The organism is Roseomonas sp. 18066 (assembly GCF_902706185.1).
Classification (GTDB): Bacteria; Pseudomonadota; Alphaproteobacteria; order Acetobacterales; family Acetobacteraceae; genus Pseudoroseomonas.
Genome location: NZ_CACSJM010000062.1, coordinates 12005 through 33264 on the forward strand (window position 1 = coordinate 12005; position 21260 = coordinate 33264).

Sequence of the window (21260 nt, forward strand, 5' to 3'; positions counted from 1 at the left end):
GCGCCGAGCATGGACCCGCCGGGCGCCGCCCGCCAAGCCCCCCCCGTGTCAGGCGGCGGCCTGGGCGCCCTGCTGCAGCGCAGCGATCACCTGGTCGCTGTCCTGCACGTCGCCGAAGAAGGACCAGAAGCTGACCAGCGTCGCCTGATGCTCCTCGTCGGTCAGCGCCGCGTTGCAGTCGCTGACCATGATGGTGCGGAAGTTCAGCATCATGGCGTCGCGCGCCGAGGATTCGCAGCAGACATTGGTCAGCGTGCCCGCGATCAGCACGGTGTCGAAGCCGCCATGCCGCAGCAGCCCCTCCAGCGCCGAGGCGCCGGCGATGAAGGCGCTGTAGCGATATTTCGGCACCACCGCGTCGTCGTCGCGGATGTCGAGATCGGGCCAGAATTCATGCCCCGGCGCGCCGGGCGAGACCGAGCGGATGCGGGCGGCGCGGCGGGCGGGGCTGGCCTGCTCCTCGAGGACCGACCATTCCTGGCGGGAGCGCTCGTCGGTCGCGTTCTGCACCCAGAAGACGCCGCCCCCCGCCTGGCGCAGCGCCCCCGCCAGACGGTTGATGGCAGGGACGATCTGCTGCGCCATGGGCACGCAGCTATGCCCGACATCGGCGCGCATATAGCCGTTCTGCATGTCGATGACGACCAGCGCGGTGCGCGCCGGATCGAGCTCGGCGAAAGGATGCAGCCGGCCGCAGCGGGCGATGACGCGGTCGAGCACGCTTGGCGGAATGGACAGCGGATGCATCAGGCATATTCCTGCTGGAGCTGGGCGGCGGCGCGCAGGCAGCGGGCCAGGCGGCCCGGCGCCGGGCTGATCGCCGGCGGCGGGCCGGCGGCGCAATCCGCCGCCGCCTGCGGGCAGCGCGGGGCGAAGCTGCAGCCGGGCGGCAGGTTGCGCATGTCGGGCGGCGCGCCGGGGATGGTCTCCAGCGCCCGGTCGCGCGGCTGGTCGTGCACGGTGGAGCCGAGCAGCCCGGCGGTGTAGGGGTGCAGCGGCGACCGCAGCACCTCGCGCACGCTGCCGGTCTCGACGATGCGGCCGGCATACATGATGGCGACGCGATCGGCGATCTCGGCGGCGACGCCGAGGTCATGGGTGACGAAGACCACCGACATGCCGAGCTCCTGCTGCAGCTTGCGCAGCAGGATCAGCACCTGGATCTGCACCGTGGCATCCAGCGCCGTGGTCGGCTCGTCGGCCAGCAGCAGCTTCGGCTCGCAGGATAAGGCGAGCGCGATCATGGCGCGCTGCCGCAAGCCCCCCGAGAGCTCATGCGGATAGGCCTCCAGCCGGCGCTCGGCCGAGGGGATGCGCACCAGGTCGAACAGCTCCAGCGCCCGCCTTCGGCCCTCGCGATGCGAGACGCCGCGATGCTGCGCCACCACCTCGGCAATCTGGTCGCCGACGCGGGCGACCGGGTCGAAGGCGGTCATCGGCTCCTGGAAGATCATCGAGACGGTGCCGCCGCGCATCCGCCGCAGCGCGCGCTCGTCCATCGCCTGCACATCCTGGCCGGCGATGCGGATCTTGCCTTTGATGACGCTGCGCTTGGGCGGCAGCAGGCGCATCAGGGCGCGCATGGTGACCGACTTGCCGGAGCCGCTCTCGCCCAGCATGCACATCACCTCGCCCGGCATCATGCTGAAGCTGACGCCGTTCACCGCGCAGACGCTGCTCTCGCGCGTGACGAAGTTGACTGTGAGGTCCTCGACCTCGACCAAAGGCTGCGACATCGGCGCCTCCATCAATGCAGCCCCGGCGCGGCGGGCGCGAGGCCAGCCTGGCTATGGCCCGAGGCCGGATCCTGCATGTGACAGGCGGCCAGATGCGCGCCGCTCTCGGAATCGCCCAGCAGCGGCGCGCGGCTGGCGCAGAGCGGCTCGGCGAAGGGGCAGCGGGTGTGGAAGCGGCAGCCGGAGGGCGGGTTAACCGGGTTGGGCGGATCGCCGCTGACCGGCGCCTCCTCCCGCCGCTGGTCGGGATCCATCGCCGGGCGCGAGGCCAGCAGCGCCCGCGTGTAGGGATGCTTCGGCGCGTTGTAGAGCTGGTCGGCCGGGCCGATCTCGACGACCTCGCCCAGATACATGACCATGACGCGGTCGCTGATCCAGCGGACGACGCCGAGATCGTGGCTGATGAAGACATAGGTCAAGGCAAGCTCGCGCTTCAGCGTCTGCAGCAGGTTCAGCACCTGCGCCTCGACCGACTTGTCCAGCGCCGAGACCGCCTCGTCCAGGATGACCATGCGCGGCTTCAAAGCGAGGGCGCGGGCGATGTTGACGCGCTGCTTCTGCCCGCCCGACAGCTCATGCGGATAGCGGCCGCCGAACAGCGCCGGGTTGAGCCCGACCTTGGTCAGCAGGTCGCGCGCCAGCGCCATCGCCTCGGTCTTCGGCATGCCGAAGGCCATCGGCCCGAAGGCGACCGAGCCCTGCACCGGCATGCGCGGATTGAGCGAGGAGGCGCTGTCCTGGAACACCATCTGCGCCTGGCGCCGCAGGTCATTGACGGAGAGGCCGCCCTCGCTGCCGACCGTCTCGCCGTCGAAGATCTGCTCGCCGGCATCGGGCAGCATCAGCCGCATCAGCAGCCGGGCGACGGTCGACTTTCCGCAGCCGCTCTCGCCCACGATGCCCAGCGTCTCGCCCTTGCGGACGTGGAAGGAGACGCCGTCGACGGCGCGGACATGCGCCACGGCGCGGCCCAGCAGCCCGCCGCGGATGGGAAAATGCTTCTTCAGGTCGCGCACGATCAGCAGCGGCTGCTGCGGGCCGCCGCGGTCGCGCGGGTCGTCCGCGCGCCAGGGGATCGGGTCCGGCGGGATCAGGGGGGAGGCGCTCATCGACATGGGCTCAGCTCCTCACATCCATGGCGGCGCGGAGGCCGTCGCTCACCATGTTCAGGCTGACCGAGGTCAGGAAGATCGCGATGCCGGGCATGGCGGCCACCATCGGGCTGACATAGATCGCCTGGCGCAGCGCGTTCAGCATCAGGCCCCAATCCGGCTCCGGCGGCTTCACGCCCAGCCCCAGGAAGGAAAGTCCGGAAGCCAGGATAATGCCGACCGAGATCAGGCTGGAGGCGTAGATCAGGATCGGCCCCAGCACATTGCCCAGCACATGGTGCCACAGCACCAGCCGCAGCGGCGCGCCGGTGGCCCGCGCCGCATCGACGAAGTCGAGGTTGCGCACCTGCGTCGTCGCCGTCTCGGCGACGCGGCACAGCGGCGGGATGAAGACCAGGGTCAGCGCGATCATGCCGTTCAGCACGCCACCGCCCATGGCGCCCGAGATGGCGACGGCCAGCAGCACCGAGGGGAAGGCGTAGAAGACGTCCATCACCCGCATGATCACCGCATTGGCGACGCCGCCGAGGAAGCCGGCGACGACGCCTAAGCCCCCGCCGATCAGCGTCGCCAGCAGCACCGGCACCATGCCCATGGTCAGCGTCAGCCGCCCGCCATAGAGCAGGCGGGAGAACATGTCGCGGCCGAGCTCGTCGGTGCCCAGCCAGTGGCTCATATAGCCCGGCGGCTTCAGCCGGCGGATGATGCTCTCGCGATAGGGATCGAAGGGCGCCAGCCAGGGCGCGAAGACGGCCGCCAGGATGATCGCCAGCAGCATCGCGCCGAAGACCAGCGTCACCGGGTCGTGCCGCAGCCGGTAGCCCACCGTGCCCCAGTAGCCGCGCTGGCGGGGCGCCGCCATCGGCGCCGGGGCGGCCACGTTGTCGATTGTCGTGGACATGCGTGATCTCCCCTTCAGGCGCGGCGGATGCGCGGATCGACCGAGGACTGCACCAGGTCGACGGCGAGGTTGGTGAGCACGAAGATCAGCGCCAGCACCAGGATGGTTCCCTGCAGCACCGGAATGTCGCGGGCCAGGATCGCCTTGCTGAGCAGGAAGCCGCTGCCCGGCCAGCTGAACACCGTCTCCACCAGGATGGAGCCGCCCATCAGCGTGCCGAATTGCAGCCCCATCACCGCCAGCACCGGCGGCAGCGCGTTCTTCAGCGCATGCTTCAGCACGCGCCATTCCGGCAGGCCGTTGGCGCGCAGCGTGGTGACGAATTCCTGGTTCATCACCTCGGAGACCGCCGAGCGCGTGGTGCGCGCGATGATGCCGACCGGGATCATCGACAGGGTGATCACCGGCAGCACCAGGTGCTGCAGGTGGCTCCAGCTGGTCGGGTCGAAGCGTTCGCCGGCCATGCCGGAGGCCGGCAGCGCCATCAGCTCGACGGCGAAGATGATGACCAGCACGATGCCCAGCCAGTAGTTCGGCACCGAGACGCCGACCACGGCGACGCCGGTGACGCAGCGGTCCACCCAGCTGCCCGCCCGGCGCCCGGCGATGGTGCCGAGCGCGAAGGCGATGCTGAAGGCGACGATGACCGACAGCCCCGCCAGCAGCACGGTGTTGCCGAGCGAGCGCGCGATCTCCTCGGCGACCGGCCGCCCGGTCGCGATCGAGCGGCCGAAATCGCCGCCCAGCATGCGGCCGAGCCAGGACAGGTATTGCAGCGGCAGCGGCTGGTCGAGGCCGTAGAGCCGCTTCAGCTGCGCCACCGTCTCGGCATCGGCGTCGGGCGGCAGCAGGGTCTGCACCGGATCGCCCGGCGCCAGATAGACCAGGCCGAAGCAGACCATGGAGACGCCGAGGGCGATGGGCACCGCCGCCAGCAGCCGCCGCAGGACATAGCTGAACATGGGCTGCCCTCTCCCGCCGCGGTCAGCGCGCCTCGACGGTGATCGAGGTCAGGTCCTGGAACCAGCTCTGCGCCTGGACGAAGCCGCGCACGCGCGGCGACATGGCGCGCGGGTTGAGGTCGTGGGCGACCCAGAGCATCACCGCGTCCTGGCTCATCTTCTCGTGGATGCGGGTCAGCACGGCGAGCCGCTTGGTGGCGTCGAAGGTCGACAGCGCCTCGCTGATCAGCGCGTCCATCTCCGGGCTGTTGTAATGGCCCCAGTTGGAGCCGCGCGGCGCCGCCTGGCTGGAGGCGATGAAGCGCAGCATGCCGTTGAACGGATCCTGTGTGGCGCGGCTGATGTTGATGCCGTCGACGCCGGTATGCTTCTCGCGCCCCTCGCGGCCGAGCTGCAGCAGCGCGTTCCAGTCCAGCACCTGCAGGTTCACCTTGAAGCCGGCGGCCTCGAGCTGCGACTTCACCAGCTCGTTCATCGGCAGCGGCTGCATCTGGCCGGAGCCGGAGGTGGAGATGGCGAAGGTGACGTTGCAGGGCAGGCAGCCGGCCTGCTGCAGCAGCGCCCGCGCCTTGGCCGGGTCGTATTCGTAGCGCACCGGATTGCCGTAATAGGCCGTCGACGGCGGCAGGGTCGCAAAACCCTCCAGCGCGACGCCGCCCAGCATCTCCTTCATGTCGGCGCGGTTCAGCGCATGGTTGGCGGCCTGGCGGACGCGGACATCCTTGAAGGCGCCATCGACGAAGTTGAGCTGATAGGCCCAGTTGTGCGGATAGGAGTTGGTGACCACCTGCATCCGCGCCGAGCGCAGCCGCGGGATGGCGTCGGGCGACGGCGCCTCGATCCAGTCGACCTGGCCGGACAGCAGCGAGGCGGTGCGCGTCGAGGCCTCGGGCATCGGCAGCAGCACCAGCCGGTCATGCTTGGGCACCCGCGCCGCGTCCCAGTAATCGGCGTTGCGCACCAGCTCCAGCCGCTCGCCGGGCACCATGCGGGCGAAGCGATAGGGGCCGGTGCCGGAGGGGTTGCGCGCGAAGGCGTCGGCGTCGTTCTTCACCTCGGCCGAGCGGCGCGGGCTGACCATCATCAGGAAGGACAGGTTGTAGGGGAACAGGCTGTCCGGCGTCTTGGTGGTGAAGGCCACCGTCTGCTCGTCGACCGCCTCGACCGATTCGAAATTCGTGAGATACCCGCGGGCGAAGGCGAATTGCCGCGCGTTGAACTGCGCAGCACCTTCCTTGGTCATGCGCTCCATGTTCCACACCACGTCCTGCGCGGTGAAGATGGAGCCGTCATGGAACTTCACGCCGGGCCGCAGCTTGAAGATCCAGCGCCGGTTGTTGGTCGGATCGACCGCCCATTCGGTCGCCAGCCCCGGCTTGATGTCGGCGATCCGATCGCCGCGCGACAGGTCCCACAGCACCAGCGAATCGTAGAGATTGTATCCGACGAAGCGCCAGCCTTCGAATCCCTGGTCGGGGATGCCGGCGGTCAGCGGAATATCGCCGGCGGTCATGGCGATGCGCAGCACCGTCTCGGCGCGCGCGGAGGCCACCGGCACCGTGGCGGCGGCAATGACGAAGGCAGCGCCGATCGAGGCAAGGACTCGCTTCATCTCGTCTCCTTATCCGGCGGAGCGCCGCCGGGTGGATGGCTTAAAGCATGGGCACGCCGCCAGGCGCCGCGTTTGCGCGACATCCAGCCCAGGCGACCGTCCCTCCGGTTCCCGCACGGTAGGCCGATCAAAGTTTCAATCACAACGATGATTTTTCGAATTGATCTGCATCCTTCGAGCGCATTCCTTGCGCATTCCGAAGGCATTTTTCCCGATCCGGCCACGCGGCGTCGCCGCGCCGCGGCGAAGGCGCTGTTGCGGCGTGATTTCACGCGACGCGACATGCTGCGGATTTGGGCGCGACAAGCGCCACCACCCGCCATAGGATTTCGACATTGCATCCAATCCTGGATGCCCATTCCCGAATGACTGGCGGAGGAGCTGCCGATGGACCCCACCGACGCGGAGCGCGATCCCGAGCTCGACCTTGTGCTGAAGCGTGCCGGCATCACCCTGCCGGAGGGCCGCTATCCCGGCGTGCTGTTCAGCTATCGCGACCTGCAGACCCTGCTGCCGCTGCTGCGCAATGGCCGCACCGCCGCCGCCGAGCCCGCCGGCACCTATGACCTCGACACCATCACCCGGGAGATGACGCCGTGACGGAGCTCTCGATGGCGGAGATGGGCCGGCAGCTGCGCGCCGGCGCCACCACCGCGACCGCCCTGGCCGAGGCCGCGCTGGCCCGCATCGCCGCGCTGGACGGCGCGCTGCACAGTTTTGTTCTTGTCACCGGCGAGCGGGCCCTGGCCGATGCGGCGAAGGCCGATGCCGATTTCGCCGCCGGCCGCGACCATGGCCCGATGCAGGGCATTCCCTATGCGCTGAAGGACATCTACGACACCGCCGGCATCCGCACGACCTGCCATTCCAAGCTGCGCATCGACGATATCCCTGCGCAGGACTGCGTCGTCGCCGAGAAGCTGGCGGCCGGCGGCGGCGTGCTGCTGGGCAAGCTGGCGACGCATGAATTCGCCCTCGGCGGCCCCAGCTTCGACCTGCCCTTCCCGCCCGCGCGCAATCCGTGGAACACCGACCATATCACCGGCGGCTCCTCCTCCGGCTCGGGCGCCGCGGTCGCGGCGGGGCTGGTGCGCATGGCCATGGGGTCCGACACCGGCGGCTCGATCCGCGGCCCCGCCGCCTATTGCGGCACCGTGGGCCTGAAGCCGACCTATGGCCTGGTCAGCCGCCGCGGCGTGTTTCCGCTGTCCTACACCCTCGACCATTGCGGCCCGCTCTCGGCCAATGTCGAGGACACCGCCATCACCATGCAGGCCATCGCCGGCTTCGACCCTGTCGATCCCGCCAGCCGCAACCACGCGATTCCCGATTTCTCGGCCGGCCTCGAGGATGGCGTCGCGGGCCTGCGCATCGGCCTGCCGCGCAATCTCTGGCGCGACGCCGAGGGGCTGGACCCCGCCACCACCGCTGCCCTCGACCGCCTGGCGGAGGCGCTCGCCGCCAAGGGCGCCATCGTCGAGGAGGTCACCCTTCCCGACTATGCGCTGTTCAACGCCTGCGGCCGCGTCATCCTGCTGGCCGAGGCCTATGCCATCCACGAGGCCAATCTCCGCAGCCGCCCGCAGGATTATGGCGAGCTGCTGTTCCTGCGCCTGGTCGCCGGCGCCGCGATCAGCTCGGCCGACTACATCCAGGCGCAGCGGCTTCGGCGCGAGCTCTCGCTGGCCGTCAACCGCGACGCGCTCGCCCAGCACGACCTGCTGCTGACCGCCTGCGCCCTCGGCCCGGCGCCGGCCTTCTCCGAATATCCGAAGGACCGGCCTGGGCCGATGGCCATCCAGACCATGCCTTTCAACGTCACCGGCAATCCGGCGCTGTCCATGCCGGCGGGCTTCAGCGCCAGCGGCCTGCCGCTTTCTGCGCAGCTGGTCGGCCGTCCTTTCCAGGATGCGCTGGTGCTGCGCGCCGGCCGCGCGGTGGAGAAGATCACCGCCGGCTGGGGCGCCGAGCGTCGCCCGTCGATTCTCGCCGAAGCGGCCTGACGCCGAAAACGCGGCGGGGGCGCAAACCCCCGCCGTATCCCGTCACAGCGACGGCATGCGAAGATGCCAGTCGGTGTCTTGCTGGAAGGCATCCGCCGCCTGCATCACCCGCGCTTCCGCAAACGGCCGCCCGATGATCTGCAGGCCCACCGGCAGGCCCAGGCTGTCGAAGCCGCAGGGCACGCTGATCGCCGGCAGGCCCAGATAGTTGATCAGCCGCGTGTTGCTGGCCACCGCCATGAACTTCGCCGCCGTCCCCGGCGGGCCCTGGTCGATATCCGTCTCCGCCCGCGTCGGCAGCTCGGTCGCGATGGTCGGCGTCACCAGCAGGTCGTAATCCGAGAACACCTGGCGGCAGAATTCCTGCAGCAAGGGCCCGCGCCGGCTCAGCGCCTCGATGTAATGCGTCGCCGGAATGCCGTAGCCGGGGAACAGCCGCGCCGACAGATGCACGGCATAGTCCTGCGGATATTCGCGCATCCATTCGCCATGGATCGTCGCCGCCTCGCAGCGGCTGACCACGGAGGAGCACGCCGCCAGCTCCGGGATCAGCGGCAGGGTGATGCGCGTCACGCTGGCGCCGCGCGCCTGCAGCACCGCCAGCGCCGCTTCCATCGCCGCCAGCACGCTGGGTGCGACGCCATCGAGGAACCAGGTCTCCGGCACGCCGATGCGCAGGCCCCGCAGGTCGCCATCCAGCGCTGCCTCGTAGTCGGGCACGGCCTCGCGCGCGCTGGTCGGGTCCTTCGGGTCATGCCCCGCCATCACCGTCATCACCCGCGCGCAATCCCGCGCGCTGCGCGCCAGCGGCCCGACATTGTCGCAGGAGAAGGACAGCGGCATCACGCCATAGCGGCTGATCCGCGTCTGCGTCGGCTTCAGCCCGGTGACCCCGCAGGCCGAGGCCGGCAGCCGGATCGACCCGCCGGTGTCCGAGCCCAGCGCCATGAAGGCGAAGCGCGCGGCGACCGCGGCGCCCGACCCCGACGACGATCCGCCCGTGATGTGGGCGGCATTCCACGGGTTCAGGCAGTCGCCGTAATGCCGGTTGTGGCCGGTCGGGTTCTGCGCGAACTCCGCCATGTTCAGCCCGCCGAAGGTCACCGCGCCGGCGCCCTCCAGCCGCTCCAGCACCGTCGCCGTGATGCTGGGGCGGAAATCGCGCCGGATCGCCGAGCCGCAGGAGCTCCGCTGCCCGGCCTTGTAGTACATGTCCTTATGCGCCATCGGCACGCCATGCAGCGGGCCCAGCGCGGCGCCGGCACGCCGCGCGGCATCGGCGGCCTCGGCGGCTTCCAGCGCGCCGGCCTCGTCCAGCCAGATCACCGAATTGACCTTGGGCTCCAGCCGCTTGGTGCGGGCGATGCAGGCCTCGGTCAGCGCCACGGCGCTGATGCTGCCATCGGCCACCGCGGCCGCCGCCTCGACCAGCGACAGGCTGGCCAGCGTGTCGATATCCTCGACCAGCGTCGCACCCATCACGGCGTCTCCTTGCAGGCCTGCAAGGCCGCCTCGAAACCCGCCGGCTCATCCTCGAACCGCAAGCCGCCGCGCACCGCCTCGAAGGCAACCACGATCGCCTGCAGCTCGGCGGCCAGCTCCAGGGCGACCTCGTTCGGCGGCTCCACCCCCGACCAGCGCGAAGCGGTCGCGACGACCAGCTCCCTCATCTCCTGCGCCATCCCCACGACTCCCCATGCTTTGGAAAAGCCCAGTCAGGATGCAGCAGAACAGAAAGGTCGGGGGAAGGAATTCCCCCGAACCCCATCTTTTTTCTGTCAGTCGGCCAGCAGCAAGCCGTTCGCCGCATCAGCCATGCGCTTCGCGGCATCGCGCAGGCCGGGGTCGCCCAACCCGGCACCGCCCGGTGTGAGCACCACCAGGCGCTCGCCGGCGGGGATCACCTGCAACCCCTTGCCGCGCAACACCGTGCCATCGCCCAGGCCGACATAGCCCGGCGCGCCATCGCCACCACCCGCCTGGCCGCGCGGCGGATACTGGATGCGATCGAAGGCCGCCAGCAGCTCGAACGGCGCAGCGTCGGTGTTGACGATCTCCATGATCTGGCCGAGCCCGCCACGGCTCTCGCCATCGCCGCCGCTGCCCGGGCGGAACTCCTTGCGCCAGAACATCAGCGGCGACTGGATCTCGGCGATCTCCACCGGGGTGCCATGCACGCCAGACGGGAAGGCGGTCGCCGACATGCCGTCCTGGCCGGGACGCCCGCCGGTGCCGCCATTGGTGGTGATGGCCAGCGCATAGCCGTGGTTCGGGCCCTGCTTCTCGGCCCACTCGCCGCGCACGGTGATGTTCCAGATGCAGGCGGTACCCTCGGCCGGAACGCGCTCGGGAATCGCCTGGCGCAGGCAACCAAAGACCATGTCCGGCAGCATCTGCCCCAGCACATGGCGCGACGACACCGGCGCCGGCTTCAGCGCGTTCAGCACGCTGCCCACCGGCGCCGACACCGTCAGCGGCGCCAGCGACCCGGCATTGTTCGGGATATCGGCGGCCACCAGGCAGCCCAGCCCGAACACGGTATAGGCGGTGGTATAGGCCAGCGGCACGTTGATGCCCCGCCGCACCGCGCCCGAGGTGCCGGTATAGTCGACATGGATGCCGCTGTCGGAGACCGTCAGCGTCGCTTCCATGGTCAGCGGATGGTCATAGCCATCCGTCGTCATGCTGTAGGTCCAGGTGCCTTTCGGCAGCTTGCCGATTTCCGCCAACACCGCCTCGCGCGACCGGGCGATGATATGCTCGGCCAGCGGTTCCAGCGTGTCGATGCCGAACTCGTCCATCATCGCCGACAGGGCGCGCACGCCGACATCGTTGCAGGCAGCCAGGGAATAGGTGTCGCCCTCGGTGTCCACCGGCAGCCGCGTGTTGGCGCGGATCATCGCCATCAGCGTCTCATTGACCACGCCGCGGTCGATGAGCTTCAGCATCGGGATGTACAGCCCCTCCATGAAGACGTCGCTGGCTTCAGGGCCGTTGCCCAGGCCGCCGATATCCATCAGGTGGCTGGTGCAGGAGAACAGGCCGACCAGCTTGCCCTTGTGGAAGGCCGGCGTGGTGATGACGAAGTCGTTCAGGTGCCCCGTGCCCATCCAGGGGTCGTTGGTGATATAGGCGTCGCCCTCCTGCATCCCCTCCACCGGGAAGTGGCGGAGAAAGTGCTTCACCGATTCAGCCATCGAGTTGATATGGCCGGGCGTGCCGGTCACCGCCTGCGCCAGCATGCGGCCCTGCAGGTCGAAGACGCCCGCAGAAATATCCTCGCATTCGCGAACGATCGGGCTGAAGGCGGTGCGGATCAGCACCTGCGCCTGCTCCCCCACCACGGCGATCAGCCGGTTCCACATGATCTGCAGGTCGATGATGCTCGGCTGCATGGCCGTCTTCTCCGGGATCGTGCTCATGCCGCCTTCTGCTCCATGACGATGCAGCCGCTGCCGTCGATATGCGCATCGAAGCTGGCCGAGACGAAGGTCGTCGTCTCCATCTCGGTGATGATCGCAGGTCCCGGCACGCGGGCGCCGGGCAGCATGCTGTCGCGCAGATAGATCGGCACATCGACATGCGCCTCGCGCTTGCCGTCGAACAGCCGGCGCAGGCCGGAGGGCGCCGGCGCCGCCGAGGGGCTGACCGCCGCCGCCGCTTCCGGCTTCGCCGCATGGGTCGAGACCAGCACCGACCAGTTCAGCACCTCGATCGCCGCGGCCGGGATGGCGCGGGCGAATTGGCGGGCATATTCGGCCTCGAAATAGGCGCGCAGCTCGGCGACATCCTCCGCGGTCAGCGCCCGGTTCGGCAGCTCCACCGTGATCTCGTGGCCCTGGCCGACATAGCGCATGAAGGCGATGCGCCGCTCGAACAGCGCCGCGCCGCGCGCGCCGGGCTCGACCAGGGCGCGCGCCGCCGCCGTCATCTCGGCGAACAGCGAGGAGATCGCCGCGCCGTCGAAGCTGCCGTCCAGCCGCGCGGGACGCGAGCGGACGATCTCATAGGCCACCGGCGCCGCCAGGAATCCCACCGCCGAGCCGACGCCGGCATTGGGCGGCACCACCACCCGCGTCACGCCGACCTTCTCGGCGACGCGCGCGGCATGCAGCGGCGCGGCACCGCCGAAGGCGATCATCGTGTGCTGCGCGATCACGGCGCCCCGCTCGGCGGCATGGACGCGGGCGGCGCTGGCCATGTTCTCGCAGACCATCTCATAGACGGCATAGGCCGCCATCTCCGGCGACAGGCCCAGCTTCTGCCCCACCGCCTCGTCCAGCGCGGCCAGGGCGCGGGCCGGCTCCAGCGTCATGCTGCCGCCGGCGAAGCCCACCGGCTCGATCAGGCCGAGCGCCACATCGGCATCCGTCACCGCCGGCCGCGTGCCGCCGCGGCCATAGCAGGCCGGACCGGGCACGGAGGAGGCGCTCTCCGGCCCCACCGTCACCCGCTGCATCGCATCGACCTGGGCGATCGAGCCGCCGCCGGCGCCGATCTCCACCATCTCGATGACCGGGATGCGCAGCGGCAGGCCGGACCCCTTCAGGAAGCGCGCCGTGCGGTCGACCTCGAAGAAGCGCGACGTCGCCGGCTCGCCCTTCTCGATCAGGCAAACCTTGGCCGTGGTGCCGCCCATGTCGAAGGACAGCACGCGCTGCTCATTGGCCCGCAGCGCCACCTGGGCGGCGAAGATCGCACCGCCGGCCGGGCCGGATTCCACCAGCCGCACCGGGAATTTCTGCGCCGTCTCCAGCGCGGTCAGCCCGCCGCCGGAGGTCACCAGGTAGGTGGCGCCGCGATATTGCCGCGCCTGCAGGGCGGCGGCCATGCGGCCCAGATAGCCTTCCATCAGCGGCTGCACATAGGCATTGGCCGCGGCGGTCGAGGTCCGCTCGTATTCGCGCACCTCCGGGCAGACCTCGGAGGCCAGTGTCACCGACACCCCCGGCAGCGCGGCGCGCACCAGCGCGCCGGCCCGCTGCTCATGCGCCGGATTGGCATAGGCATGCAGGAAGGCGATGGCGACGCTCTGCACGCCTGCCGCCGCCAGCTCGGCGATCAGCCCGGCCAGCGCCGTCTCGTCCAGCGCCAGCTGCGCGACGCCGCGCGCATCCATCCGCTCCGGCACGGTGAAGCGCAGCGAGCGCGGCACCAGCGGCTTCGGCTTCTCCAGCTTCAGGTCATACTGGTCGTAGCGGCTCTCGGTGCCGATCTCGAGGATGTCGCGGAACCCCGCGGTCGCGATCAGCGCCGTCCTGGCGCCGCGCCGCTCGATGATGGCGTTGGTCGCCAGCGTCGTGCCATGGACGAAGACATCGATGTCGGAGAACTGCAGCCCGGCATCGCCCAGCACCAGGGCGATGCCTTCCAGCACGCCCTCCTCGGGCGAAGCCGGCGTGGTCAGCACCTTGCGGGTGCGGCGCTGCCCCCCGGCATCCAGCACCACATCGGTGAAGGTGCCGCCAATATCGGCGGCGAGGCGAATGGTGGGGGTATCCGGCAAGGCTGCTCTCCTCAGGCCCTCAAGCCCCAGGTTACAAGCAATCCACATGCCATCTGTGTGTCGGACTGCCGTGTCCACCTGGGGACGGCGGGTGACACCGCCCGACGGCAGCACGACCATTGGGGGAGCGCAAGGGCTCCCCCGGGATCGGTCTCAGCCTTTCGGCGCCATCGCGGCGGCGAAACCGAGGCTCAGCGCCTTCTGCGCCATGGCCAGCGCCCCCTCGCGCGAGCGGGCGGCGCCGATGAAGCGGCGCAGATGCACGAAGACGGCGTCCGCCACGCCGGACGCCTCGGCCAGGGCGGCGTCCTGCAGCCCGGCCCAGCCCTCCGGCAGCGGCAGGCGCTGGTCGAAGCTCTTCGGCTCCGGCGGCATGGTATCGACCATCCAATTGCCGTTCTGCACCGGATAGATGCAGTAGATCACCGGCAGCCCATGGTCGAAGACCGCGCCCTTCCACGGCATCCGCCGGTCCAGCACCAGCACCCGCGCGTCCGAGCCGCGGCCATGCAGCGCCAGCACCTCGGCCGAGGCCACGTGCCGGCCGCGCACCGCATCGACCCGGCGCCGCAGCACCGCGTCGGCCAGGGCCGCGGCCTCCTGGAAGGCGGCGTCCTCGGCCGCCGGGTCGTCGCCGCCCGGCGCGTCCCAGGCCAGGTTGCAGTCGCCGATCAGCGAGGCGAGGTCGAGCACGCCGCGGCTGGTCGCCGTGCCGTTGTCGATCTCGTCGATGCGGTAGACCACGCTGCGGTCGAGCTCCTGCGCGATGGCGGCCGCGAAACCCTTGGCCCCTTCCGGCAGGATGGCGCGCACCGCGGCCTCGCCATGGGTCTGCCAGACCAGGCCGGCGGCGCTGTAGGGCGTGCCGTCGGGGCGCAGCGGCGCGCCGCGCTGGTGGTGGTCGAAGCGGCTGCGCGCCACGTCGAATTCCAGCCCGACATCGAAGACGATATCGCCCTCGGCGATGCGCTTCATGTCGCGGCTGCGCAGCAGCCGGTGGTCGACGCCCACCGCCTGCAGGCCGAGGGCGCGCTTCAGCACCGCATAGGCGAAGGCCTCGTCGCAATGGAAGCCGCCGCTATGGGTGACCAGCAGGGGGAGGGGCGTGTCTGTCATGGGCTGGCTTCTAGACCACCCTGGACAGCTTCGCCACGCTGCGGGAGGCTGATGCCGCCAGCTTTCCCGGGAAGGTCACCCATGCGTATCCTGCTGATCGAGGATGACCCCGCCACCGCCGACTACCTGGCCAAGGGCCTGGCCGAGGAAGGCCATGTCGTCGACCGCGCCTTGACCGGCAAGGACGGGCTGTTCCTGGCGCTGAACGAGCCCTTCGACATCATCGTCACCGACCGCATGCTGCCAGGCCCCGACGGCATCGCCATCACCCGGGCCTTGCGCGCCTCCGGCATCGCGACGCCCGTGCTGATGCTGACGGCGCTGGCCGAGGTCGACCGCCGGGTCGAGGGGCTGGAGGCCGGGGCCGACGACTACCTGGCCAAGCCCTTCGCCTTCGCCGAGCTGCGCGCCCGGATCCGCGCGCTGGCCCGGCGCCCGGCGCCGGCCGCCGCTGAGGCCACCGAGCTGGCGGTGGGCGACCTGCGCGCCGACCTGCTGCGCCGCGCGGTGACCCGCGGCACCCGGCCAATCGAGCTGCTGCCGACCGAGTTCCGCCTGCTCGAATACATGATGCGCCATCCGGGCGAGGTGCTGACGCGGACCATGCTGCTGGAAAAGGTCTGGGACTTCTCCTTCGACCCCACCACCAACATCATCGACGTCCATGTCAGCCGCCTGCGCCGCAAGCTGGAGGCCGGCGGCGAGCCCTCGATGATCCGCACCGTGCGCGGCGCCGGCTATGTGCTGGCCCCCGCCCTTGGCGCCGGCCACGGCTGAGGCGATGCACTGGCCCCGCAGCTTCGCGCCCCGCCTGGCGCTGGCCATGGCCGCCGTGGTGCTGGTGGCCAGCGTCTGCGGCGCCGGCTGGGGCTGGCTGCGGGCGCAATCGGCGCTGCGCCAGCAGCTGGACCTGGTGCTGGCCGCCGAGGCCGAGGGGCTGATCCGCGACTACGAGAATTACGGCCTGGCGGGCCTGGCCGAGGCCACCCGCCTCTACACCCGCCGCCAGGGCCCGATCTTCCTGTCGCTCGCCGCCCCCGACGGCCGGATCATCGCCGGCGGCGTGCCGGTGGCGCCAGTGACCTTGCGCGGCTTCGCCACCCTGCCGCGGGCCGATGACGGGTCGGAGATCCGCGCCCTCGGCGCCCTGCTGCCCGGCGGCGTCAACCTGCTGGTCGCGACCGAGCTGGCCCCGGTCAACCGCGCCGCCGCCGCACTCGCCTGGACGCCGCCCATCGCCGGCGGCGCCGCCGCCTTGCTCGCGCTGGCCCTCGGCTTCTGGCTGGCCCGCCGGCTGGAGCGCCGCCTGGCCGCGGTCAGCCAGGCGGCGCGGGGGGTGATGGCCGGCGACCTGACCCAGCGCCTGCCGCAATCCGGCCGAGGCGACGAGTTCGACCGGCTGGCGGCGACGGTCAACACCATGCTGGCCCGCATCGAGACCCTGGTCGCCGAGCTGCGCCAGGTCACCGACGACATCGCCCATGACCTGCGCTCGCCGCTGTCCCGCCTGCGCCAGCGGCTGGAAGCCGCGGTCGGCGCCGCCCGCGACCCCGACGCTGACACCGCGGTGCTGGAGGCGGCGATCGACGACCTGGACGGCATTCTCGCCACCTTCGCCGCCCTGCTGCGCATCGCCCGCGCCGAGGCCGGCGCCGGGCGCGACGCTTTTTCGGATCTGGACCTGTCCGCGCTGGTCGAAGGTGTCGCCGAGGCCTATGCGCCCGTGGTGGAAGACGCTGGCCGGTCGCTGGCCACCGAGATCGCCCCGGGCGTCCGCATCACCGGCAGCGCGGCATTGCTGCGCCAGGCGCTGGCCAATCTGCTGGACAATGCCCTGGCGCATGGGGCCGGCGGGATCAGCATCACCCTCGCCCCCGACGGGTCCTTGTCGGTTGCCGATGAAGGCAGCGGCATCCCCGAGGCCGAGCGGGATAACGTGCAAAAAAGATTCTACCGCCTGGACCGCAGCCGCGGCACGCCGGGCACCGGGCTGGGGCTGGCGCTGGTCGCGGCGATCGCGCGGCTGCATGGGGGCGAGCTGGCGCTGGGCCAGGGGCCGGGCGGGCACGGGTTGGCGGTCAGGCTGCGCCTCGTGCCGGCCCCGCAACGGGATCAGCCGCGAGGGCCGTAGCTGTTCCTCCCGAGCGCTGGGGTCGTGGTCGTTACGGCTTGGTCGCGTTCGGCGTGACCACGCTTTCGACCGTCCGCACATTCGGGAAATTCAAGGTCGGTGCCGCCGCTGCCGGCAGCGGACGGCCAGCTGCCTCCTGGATCGCGGGCATCTCCGCGCGGATCAACGACACACCCAGCTCGATCACGCGGTCCAACCTGGCCTCATAGCTTCGTGCGGTGATGCCGTCGCCCTGTTCAAGGGCATTCATTCGCGACACGCAGAGCGTGAATTGGAGATCGCGAATGAGCTGCAATCCTTGCGATCGATAAAGCATGGCGCTCGATGAACTCGAGAACGACCGGTTGAACTCGGCAGCGACCGAGGCCGCGCCCTGACCAGCCGCAGGCGCTTCCGCGGCAGCGCGTGCCGCGGCACCGAAAGCGCTTGCCACCGCTGAAAGCGCATCCGGCGGCGGCTCCGTGCACACCACTTCCGGGATCTTTCCGTCGTCTTTGTCGTATCTGATCAGAACCAGCCGCTTCTCGGCGCCGGTAGCAATGACACCGTAATCGGGCCGGCCCTGATGCTCGCCGAAGCGATCCAGCAGAACCGGATTGGCGCCCCGCTCCGTGAAGAGGCCGGTGCCACAGCCGCCCAGCATCAGGCACGACAGCAGGAGGGTAGCCGGGGACCCGCGCATGATCGTTCCTTTTATTTCGATATCGGATCGATATGCGACACGGCAGACCCACGGCAATGCACGCCAACGCGAGCAGGCGCCATTTCTGCCTATTTTCTAGAAACTTACGCCGGCTGAAAGTGCCCTTTCTCCCGCCTCTCTGAAAACTCTTTCACACGCCGGTCGAACCCGCTCCACCGCCGCCGCCGCAGTCTCCCCCTCGATCCAGGGGCTTTCCCCCCGGCTTCCAAGGATGGGACCGACCGCCATGACCACCCCCGCCTCTCGCCGTCGTCGCGCTGCCTTCGCGGCTGTCCTCCTGGCCGGCACGGCCCTGGGCGGCGCCGCCAGCTTCCTGCCCGCCTTCGCCCAGGCCCCGCAGAACCCCGCGCCCGCCATCAACCAGACGACGCCCACGACCGCCGCCCCCATCGCGCTGCCTGGCTTCGGCGACCTGGTCGCCCGCGTCCGCCCCGCCGTGGTCACCATCACCGCCACCGAGCGCGCCCAGCCCGAGCAGGTCGACAGCCCCTTCCCCGAGGGCTCGCCGCAGGACCGCATGTTCCGCCGCTACTTCGGCAGTGAGAATGGCGGCAAGGGCGGCAGCAACGCCCCCACCCAGCGCATGCAGGCGCTCGGCTCCGGCTTCATCGTCGATGCCGAGGGCCACATCGTCACCAACAACCACGTCGTGAATGGCGCCACCGAGGTGAAGGTCACCCTCGATGACGGCCGCGAGCTGCCCGCCCGCATCGTCGGCCGCGACCCCCGCACCGACCTGGCGCTGCTGCAGGTGAAGAGCGACACCCCGCTGCCCTTCCTGAAGCTCGGCAACTCGGATGCCGCCCGCCCCGGCGACTGGGTGGTCGCCGTCGGCAACCCCTATGGCCTCGGCGGCACGGTCACCGCCGGCATCGTCTCCGCCCGCGGCCGCGACATCCACAGCGGCCCCTATGACGACTTCCTGCAGATCGACGCGCCCATCAACCGCGGCAATTCGGGCGGCCCGCTCTTCGGCCTGGACGGCTCGGTGATCGGCGTGAACACCGCGATCTACAGCCCCTCCGGCGGCTCCATCGGCATCGGCTTCGCCATCCCCTCCAACCTGGTCGCCTCCGTCGTCGCCCAGCTGCGCGACCACGGCCGGGTCGAGCGCGGCTTCATCGGCGCCAGCACCCAGCCGGTCGACGCCACCATGGCCCGCGCCCTGCACCTGCCGAAGCCCGAAGGCGCCCTCGTCGCCGAGGTCGAGAAGGACAGCCCCGCCGCCCGCGCCGGCCTCAAGCCCGGCGATGTCGTCACCGCCGTCGACACCACGCCGGTGAAGTCGCCGCGCGACCTGGCCCGCGCCATCGGCGACCTGCGCCCGGGCGTCGACACCACCCTGACGCTGCGCCGCGACCAGGCCGAGCAGCGCCTGTCCCTCAGCGTCGCCGCCCTGCAGGACCGCGAGGCCGCCAATGCCAGCGAAACCGCGGAATCCGGCCAGCGCGGCCAGCTGGGCATCGCCCTCGCCACCCTGCGCGAGGCCGCCCGCGCCGGCCTCGAGCTGCCCCGCGGCACCGAAGGCGCCGCCATCGTCAGCGTGCGCCCCGACAGCCCGGCCGCCGAGGCGGGGCTGAAGCCCGGCGACGTCATCACCGCGGTCGGCAACACCCGGGTCGCCACGCCGCAGCAGGCGATCGAGGCCATCCGCACGGCGCTGAAGAACAATGAAGGCGCCGTGGCGCTCCACCTGCTGCGCGACGGGCAGCAGGCCTTCGTGGCGGTGCAGGGGCCGCAGCACGGGTAAAAAGAAAGCAAGGCTGGGGGGAGGTATCCCCCCAGGCCCCCTTCTATTTCTTCAAGAAAGCAAATTACCCCCAGACGGCACCCGGAAGGCCGTTCAATGGGATCTTCAAGAAGCGTTGCCCCGAAGCCTCGGGCTCCGGCAACCGCCCGCCGGCAATATTCACCTGCAGCGCGGCGAGAATGAGCTTCGGCATCGGCAAGGTCCGATCCCGCGCCTCCCGGATCGCCACGAACTCGGCTTCGCAGGAAGCCTTGACCAAGTGGACATTGGTGGCCCGCTGCTCGGCCACCGAGCTTTCCCACACCGCGGCCCGCCCCTTCGGCATGTAGTCATGGCCGGTGAACAGCCGGGTCGCCGCCGGCAGCGCCATGATCCGCTGGATCGATTGCCACAGCGCGCTCGCGCTGCCCCCCGGGAAATCCGCCCGCGCCGAGCCACTGTCCGGCATGAACAGCGTGTCGTGGATGAAGGCCGCGTCGCCGCAGGTCAGCGTCATCGAGGCCAGCGTATGCCCCGGCGAATGCATCGCCGTCAGCGACAGCCCGCCCAGCGGCAGGCTCTCGCCCTCCTCCAGCAGCCGGTCCCATTGCGACCCGTCCGTCGCGAAATCCATCGGGAAATTGTAGATCCGCTTCCACAGCGCCTGCACCTCGACCACCCGCCCGCCGGTGACGATCGGCTTGCCCGTGCGCTCCTGCAGATAGCCGGCGGCGGAGAAATGGTCGGCATGCGGATGCGTATCGATGATCCAGTCCAGCGCCAGGCCCTTCGCCGCCAGATAGGCCAGCAGCGCCTCCGCCGAGCGCGTCGCCGTCGACCCCGAGGCCGGGTCGAAGTCGAGCACGGGGTCGATCACCGCCGCCCGCCCGCTGCCGGGGTCGGAGACGACATACTGGATGCTGCCGGTCCGCGGGTCATGGAAGCCGGCGATCTCGGGGCGCGTCTGGGTCATGCGGCGGACCCTCCTGCGCAAGCCTGCTTCCGTCAAGTCTCCGCTGCGACCGCTCCCCCCTGCGCCGCTTTTGCCACAGCCCCCGGCAATCGACGGCCAAGCCTCACCTCGCGCTTGCGTGATTGAGAACGATTATTAATATCAGGCGAGCCCCGCCGACGCCCGACCATGCGCCGTCCCTGGCCCTCCCCCCGCCCTGCCCGGCCGCTGTCCTGGCGGGGCGCTTCCTTGCCTGACTGCCTCGCCGGGCCCTTTGCCGGACCCTCCGATGGACGTGCTGTCGATGGAGACACGATCCATGCCCGATCTCATCACCCGCTTCGCGGCGCTGCAGGCCGGCCTGCCCCCGGGCGACCCGCAGGCCGCCGACCTGGCCCAGGCCGCCCGCCAGCTCGGCTGCAGCCAGGCCGCGCTGCTCGCCGCCGGCGCCCTCGGCCCGGCCCTGCCGCTGCGCCCGGACTGGGGCGCGCTGTTCCAGGCCCTGCCGGCGCTGGGCCCGGTGCTGGCCGGCACCCGCAACGACAGCGCCACCCTGCAGCGCCAGGGCCGCTTCCGCGACGTCTCAGCCGGGCCCGGCCATGTCCTGGTGCTGGGCGCCGAGATCGACCTGCGCCTCTTCCCCGGCGGCTGGGCGCATGGCTTCGCGCTCGGCGGTGCCGCGCCCTCGCTGCGCTTCTTCGACGACCGCGGCCAGCCGCTGCACCGCATCGACATGACCTTCGCCACCGACCGCGCCGCCTGGCAGGCGCTGGTCGCGGGCTTCACCGCCCCCGGCC

20 protein-coding genes are annotated in these 21260 nt (G+C 70.6%); 6 read left to right on the plus strand and 14 right to left on the minus strand.

Features of this window, described 5'->3' with window-relative positions; translation table 11 throughout:
- Nucleotides 1–48: 48 nt before the first annotated feature.
- The 7 genes from GVN67_RS14295 to GVN67_RS14325 form a co-directional block, all read right to left on the minus strand.
- Nucleotides 49–747, minus strand: a complete 699-nt coding sequence (locus GVN67_RS14295; RefSeq protein ID WP_159997065.1) for an isochorismatase family protein — start codon at nt 745–747, stop codon at nt 49–51.
- A complete protein-coding gene (locus GVN67_RS14300; protein ID WP_159997067.1) occupies nt 747–1736 on the minus strand; it encodes an ABC transporter ATP-binding protein in 990 nt (329 codons plus the stop codon). The genes GVN67_RS14295 and GVN67_RS14300 overlap by 1 nt, the downstream gene beginning before the upstream one ends.
- Nucleotides 1737–1747: 11 nt before the next feature.
- Complete coding sequence (locus tag GVN67_RS14305; protein WP_200845258.1) at nt 1748–2845, minus strand: ABC transporter ATP-binding protein; 1098 nt, start codon at nt 2843–2845, stop codon at nt 1748–1750.
- Nucleotides 2846–2855: 10 nt separating this feature from the next.
- Nucleotides 2856–3749: an ABC transporter permease gene (locus GVN67_RS14310; RefSeq protein ID WP_159997071.1), complete on the minus strand. Its 894-nt coding sequence runs from the start codon at nt 3747–3749 to the stop codon at nt 2856–2858.
- 14 nt (nt 3750–3763) lie between these two features.
- Nucleotides 3764–4711: an ABC transporter permease gene (locus GVN67_RS14315; RefSeq protein ID WP_159997073.1), complete on the minus strand. Its 948-nt coding sequence runs from the start codon at nt 4709–4711 to the stop codon at nt 3764–3766.
- A gap of 22 nt (nt 4712–4733) precedes the next feature.
- A complete protein-coding gene (locus tag GVN67_RS14320; RefSeq protein ID WP_159997075.1) occupies nt 4734–6323 on the minus strand; it encodes an ABC transporter substrate-binding protein in 1590 nt (529 codons plus the stop codon).
- 135 nt (nt 6324–6458) lie between these two features.
- On the minus strand, nt 6459–6659 hold the full coding sequence (locus tag GVN67_RS14325) for a hypothetical protein (protein WP_159997077.1): 201 nt from the start codon (nt 6657–6659) through the stop codon (nt 6459–6461).
- 51 nt (nt 6660–6710) lie between these two features.
- Between GVN67_RS14325 and GVN67_RS14330 the strand changes: the two genes are divergently transcribed.
- Together GVN67_RS14330 and GVN67_RS14335 are read left to right on the plus strand one after the other, a co-directional pair.
- The gene (locus GVN67_RS14330) at nt 6711–6923 is read left to right on the plus strand and encodes a hypothetical protein (RefSeq protein ID WP_159997079.1); all 213 of its coding nucleotides are present in this window, start codon (nt 6711–6713) and stop codon (nt 6921–6923) included.
- On the plus strand, nt 6920–8326 hold the full coding sequence (locus GVN67_RS14335; RefSeq protein WP_235035302.1) for an amidase: 1407 nt from the start codon (nt 6920–6922) through the stop codon (nt 8324–8326). Before GVN67_RS14330 ends, GVN67_RS14335 begins: the two co-directional genes overlap by 4 nt.
- Before the next feature lie 42 nt (nt 8327–8368).
- On the opposite strand, the gene GVN67_RS14340 is transcribed toward GVN67_RS14335, so the two are convergent.
- The 5 genes from GVN67_RS14340 to GVN67_RS14360 all read right to left on the minus strand — a co-directional run bounded on the left by GVN67_RS14340 (nt 8369) and on the right by GVN67_RS14360 (nt 14948).
- Nucleotides 8369–9805 carry an amidase gene (locus GVN67_RS14340; RefSeq protein WP_159997081.1) on the minus strand — a complete coding sequence of 479 codons (1437 nt, stop codon included), beginning with the start codon at nt 9803–9805 and terminating at the stop codon, nt 8369–8371.
- The gene (locus tag GVN67_RS14345) at nt 9805–9996 is read right to left on the minus strand and encodes a hypothetical protein (RefSeq protein ID WP_159997083.1); all 192 of its coding nucleotides are present in this window, start codon (nt 9994–9996) and stop codon (nt 9805–9807) included. Before GVN67_RS14345 ends, GVN67_RS14340 begins: the two co-directional genes overlap by 1 nt.
- A 108-nt stretch (nt 9997–10104) precedes the next feature.
- Nucleotides 10105–11748: a hydantoinase B/oxoprolinase family protein gene (locus tag GVN67_RS14350; RefSeq protein WP_200845259.1), complete on the minus strand. Its 1644-nt coding sequence runs from the start codon at nt 11746–11748 to the stop codon at nt 10105–10107.
- Nucleotides 11745–13832, minus strand: a complete 2088-nt coding sequence (locus GVN67_RS14355) for a hydantoinase/oxoprolinase family protein (RefSeq protein WP_235035303.1) — start codon at nt 13830–13832, stop codon at nt 11745–11747. Before GVN67_RS14355 ends, GVN67_RS14350 begins: the two co-directional genes overlap by 4 nt.
- A 153-nt stretch (nt 13833–13985) precedes the next feature.
- On the minus strand, nt 13986–14948 hold the full coding sequence (locus tag GVN67_RS14360; RefSeq protein ID WP_159997087.1) for an MYG1 family protein: 963 nt from the start codon (nt 14946–14948) through the stop codon (nt 13986–13988).
- A gap of 81 nt (nt 14949–15029) precedes the next feature.
- Here GVN67_RS14360 and GVN67_RS14365 point away from each other — a divergent pair, with 81 nt between their 5' ends.
- Together GVN67_RS14365 and GVN67_RS14370 are read left to right on the plus strand one after the other, a co-directional pair.
- Nucleotides 15030–15725: a response regulator transcription factor gene (locus tag GVN67_RS14365; RefSeq protein WP_159997089.1), complete on the plus strand. Its 696-nt coding sequence runs from the start codon at nt 15030–15032 to the stop codon at nt 15723–15725.
- A 4-nt stretch (nt 15726–15729) separates the two neighbouring features.
- Entirely contained in the window at nt 15730–17079 is a 1350-nt protein-coding gene (locus tag GVN67_RS14370) for a HAMP domain-containing sensor histidine kinase (protein WP_159997091.1), read from the plus strand.
- A 31-nt stretch (nt 17080–17110) separates the two neighbouring features.
- Here GVN67_RS14370 and GVN67_RS14375 read toward each other — a convergent pair whose 3' ends face one another.
- Complete coding sequence (locus tag GVN67_RS14375) at nt 17111–17761, minus strand: hypothetical protein (protein ID WP_159997093.1); 651 nt, start codon at nt 17759–17761, stop codon at nt 17111–17113.
- Between the two features lie 247 nt (nt 17762–18008).
- Here GVN67_RS14375 and GVN67_RS14380 point away from each other — a divergent pair, with 247 nt between their 5' ends.
- Nucleotides 18009–19532, plus strand: a complete 1524-nt coding sequence (locus tag GVN67_RS14380; RefSeq protein ID WP_159997095.1) for a DegQ family serine endoprotease — start codon at nt 18009–18011, stop codon at nt 19530–19532.
- Nucleotides 19533–19596: 64 nt separating this feature from the next.
- On the opposite strand, the gene GVN67_RS14385 is transcribed toward GVN67_RS14380, so the two are convergent.
- Nucleotides 19597–20484: an MBL fold metallo-hydrolase gene (locus GVN67_RS14385; protein WP_159997097.1), complete on the minus strand. Its 888-nt coding sequence runs from the start codon at nt 20482–20484 to the stop codon at nt 19597–19599.
- A 298-nt stretch (nt 20485–20782) separates the two neighbouring features.
- On the opposite strand from GVN67_RS14385, the gene GVN67_RS14390 reads away from it, so the two are divergent.
- Nucleotides 20783–21260 (plus strand): ChuX/HutX family heme-like substrate-binding protein (locus GVN67_RS14390; RefSeq protein WP_304621462.1); only part of this gene is annotated, 478 nt, incomplete at its 3' end.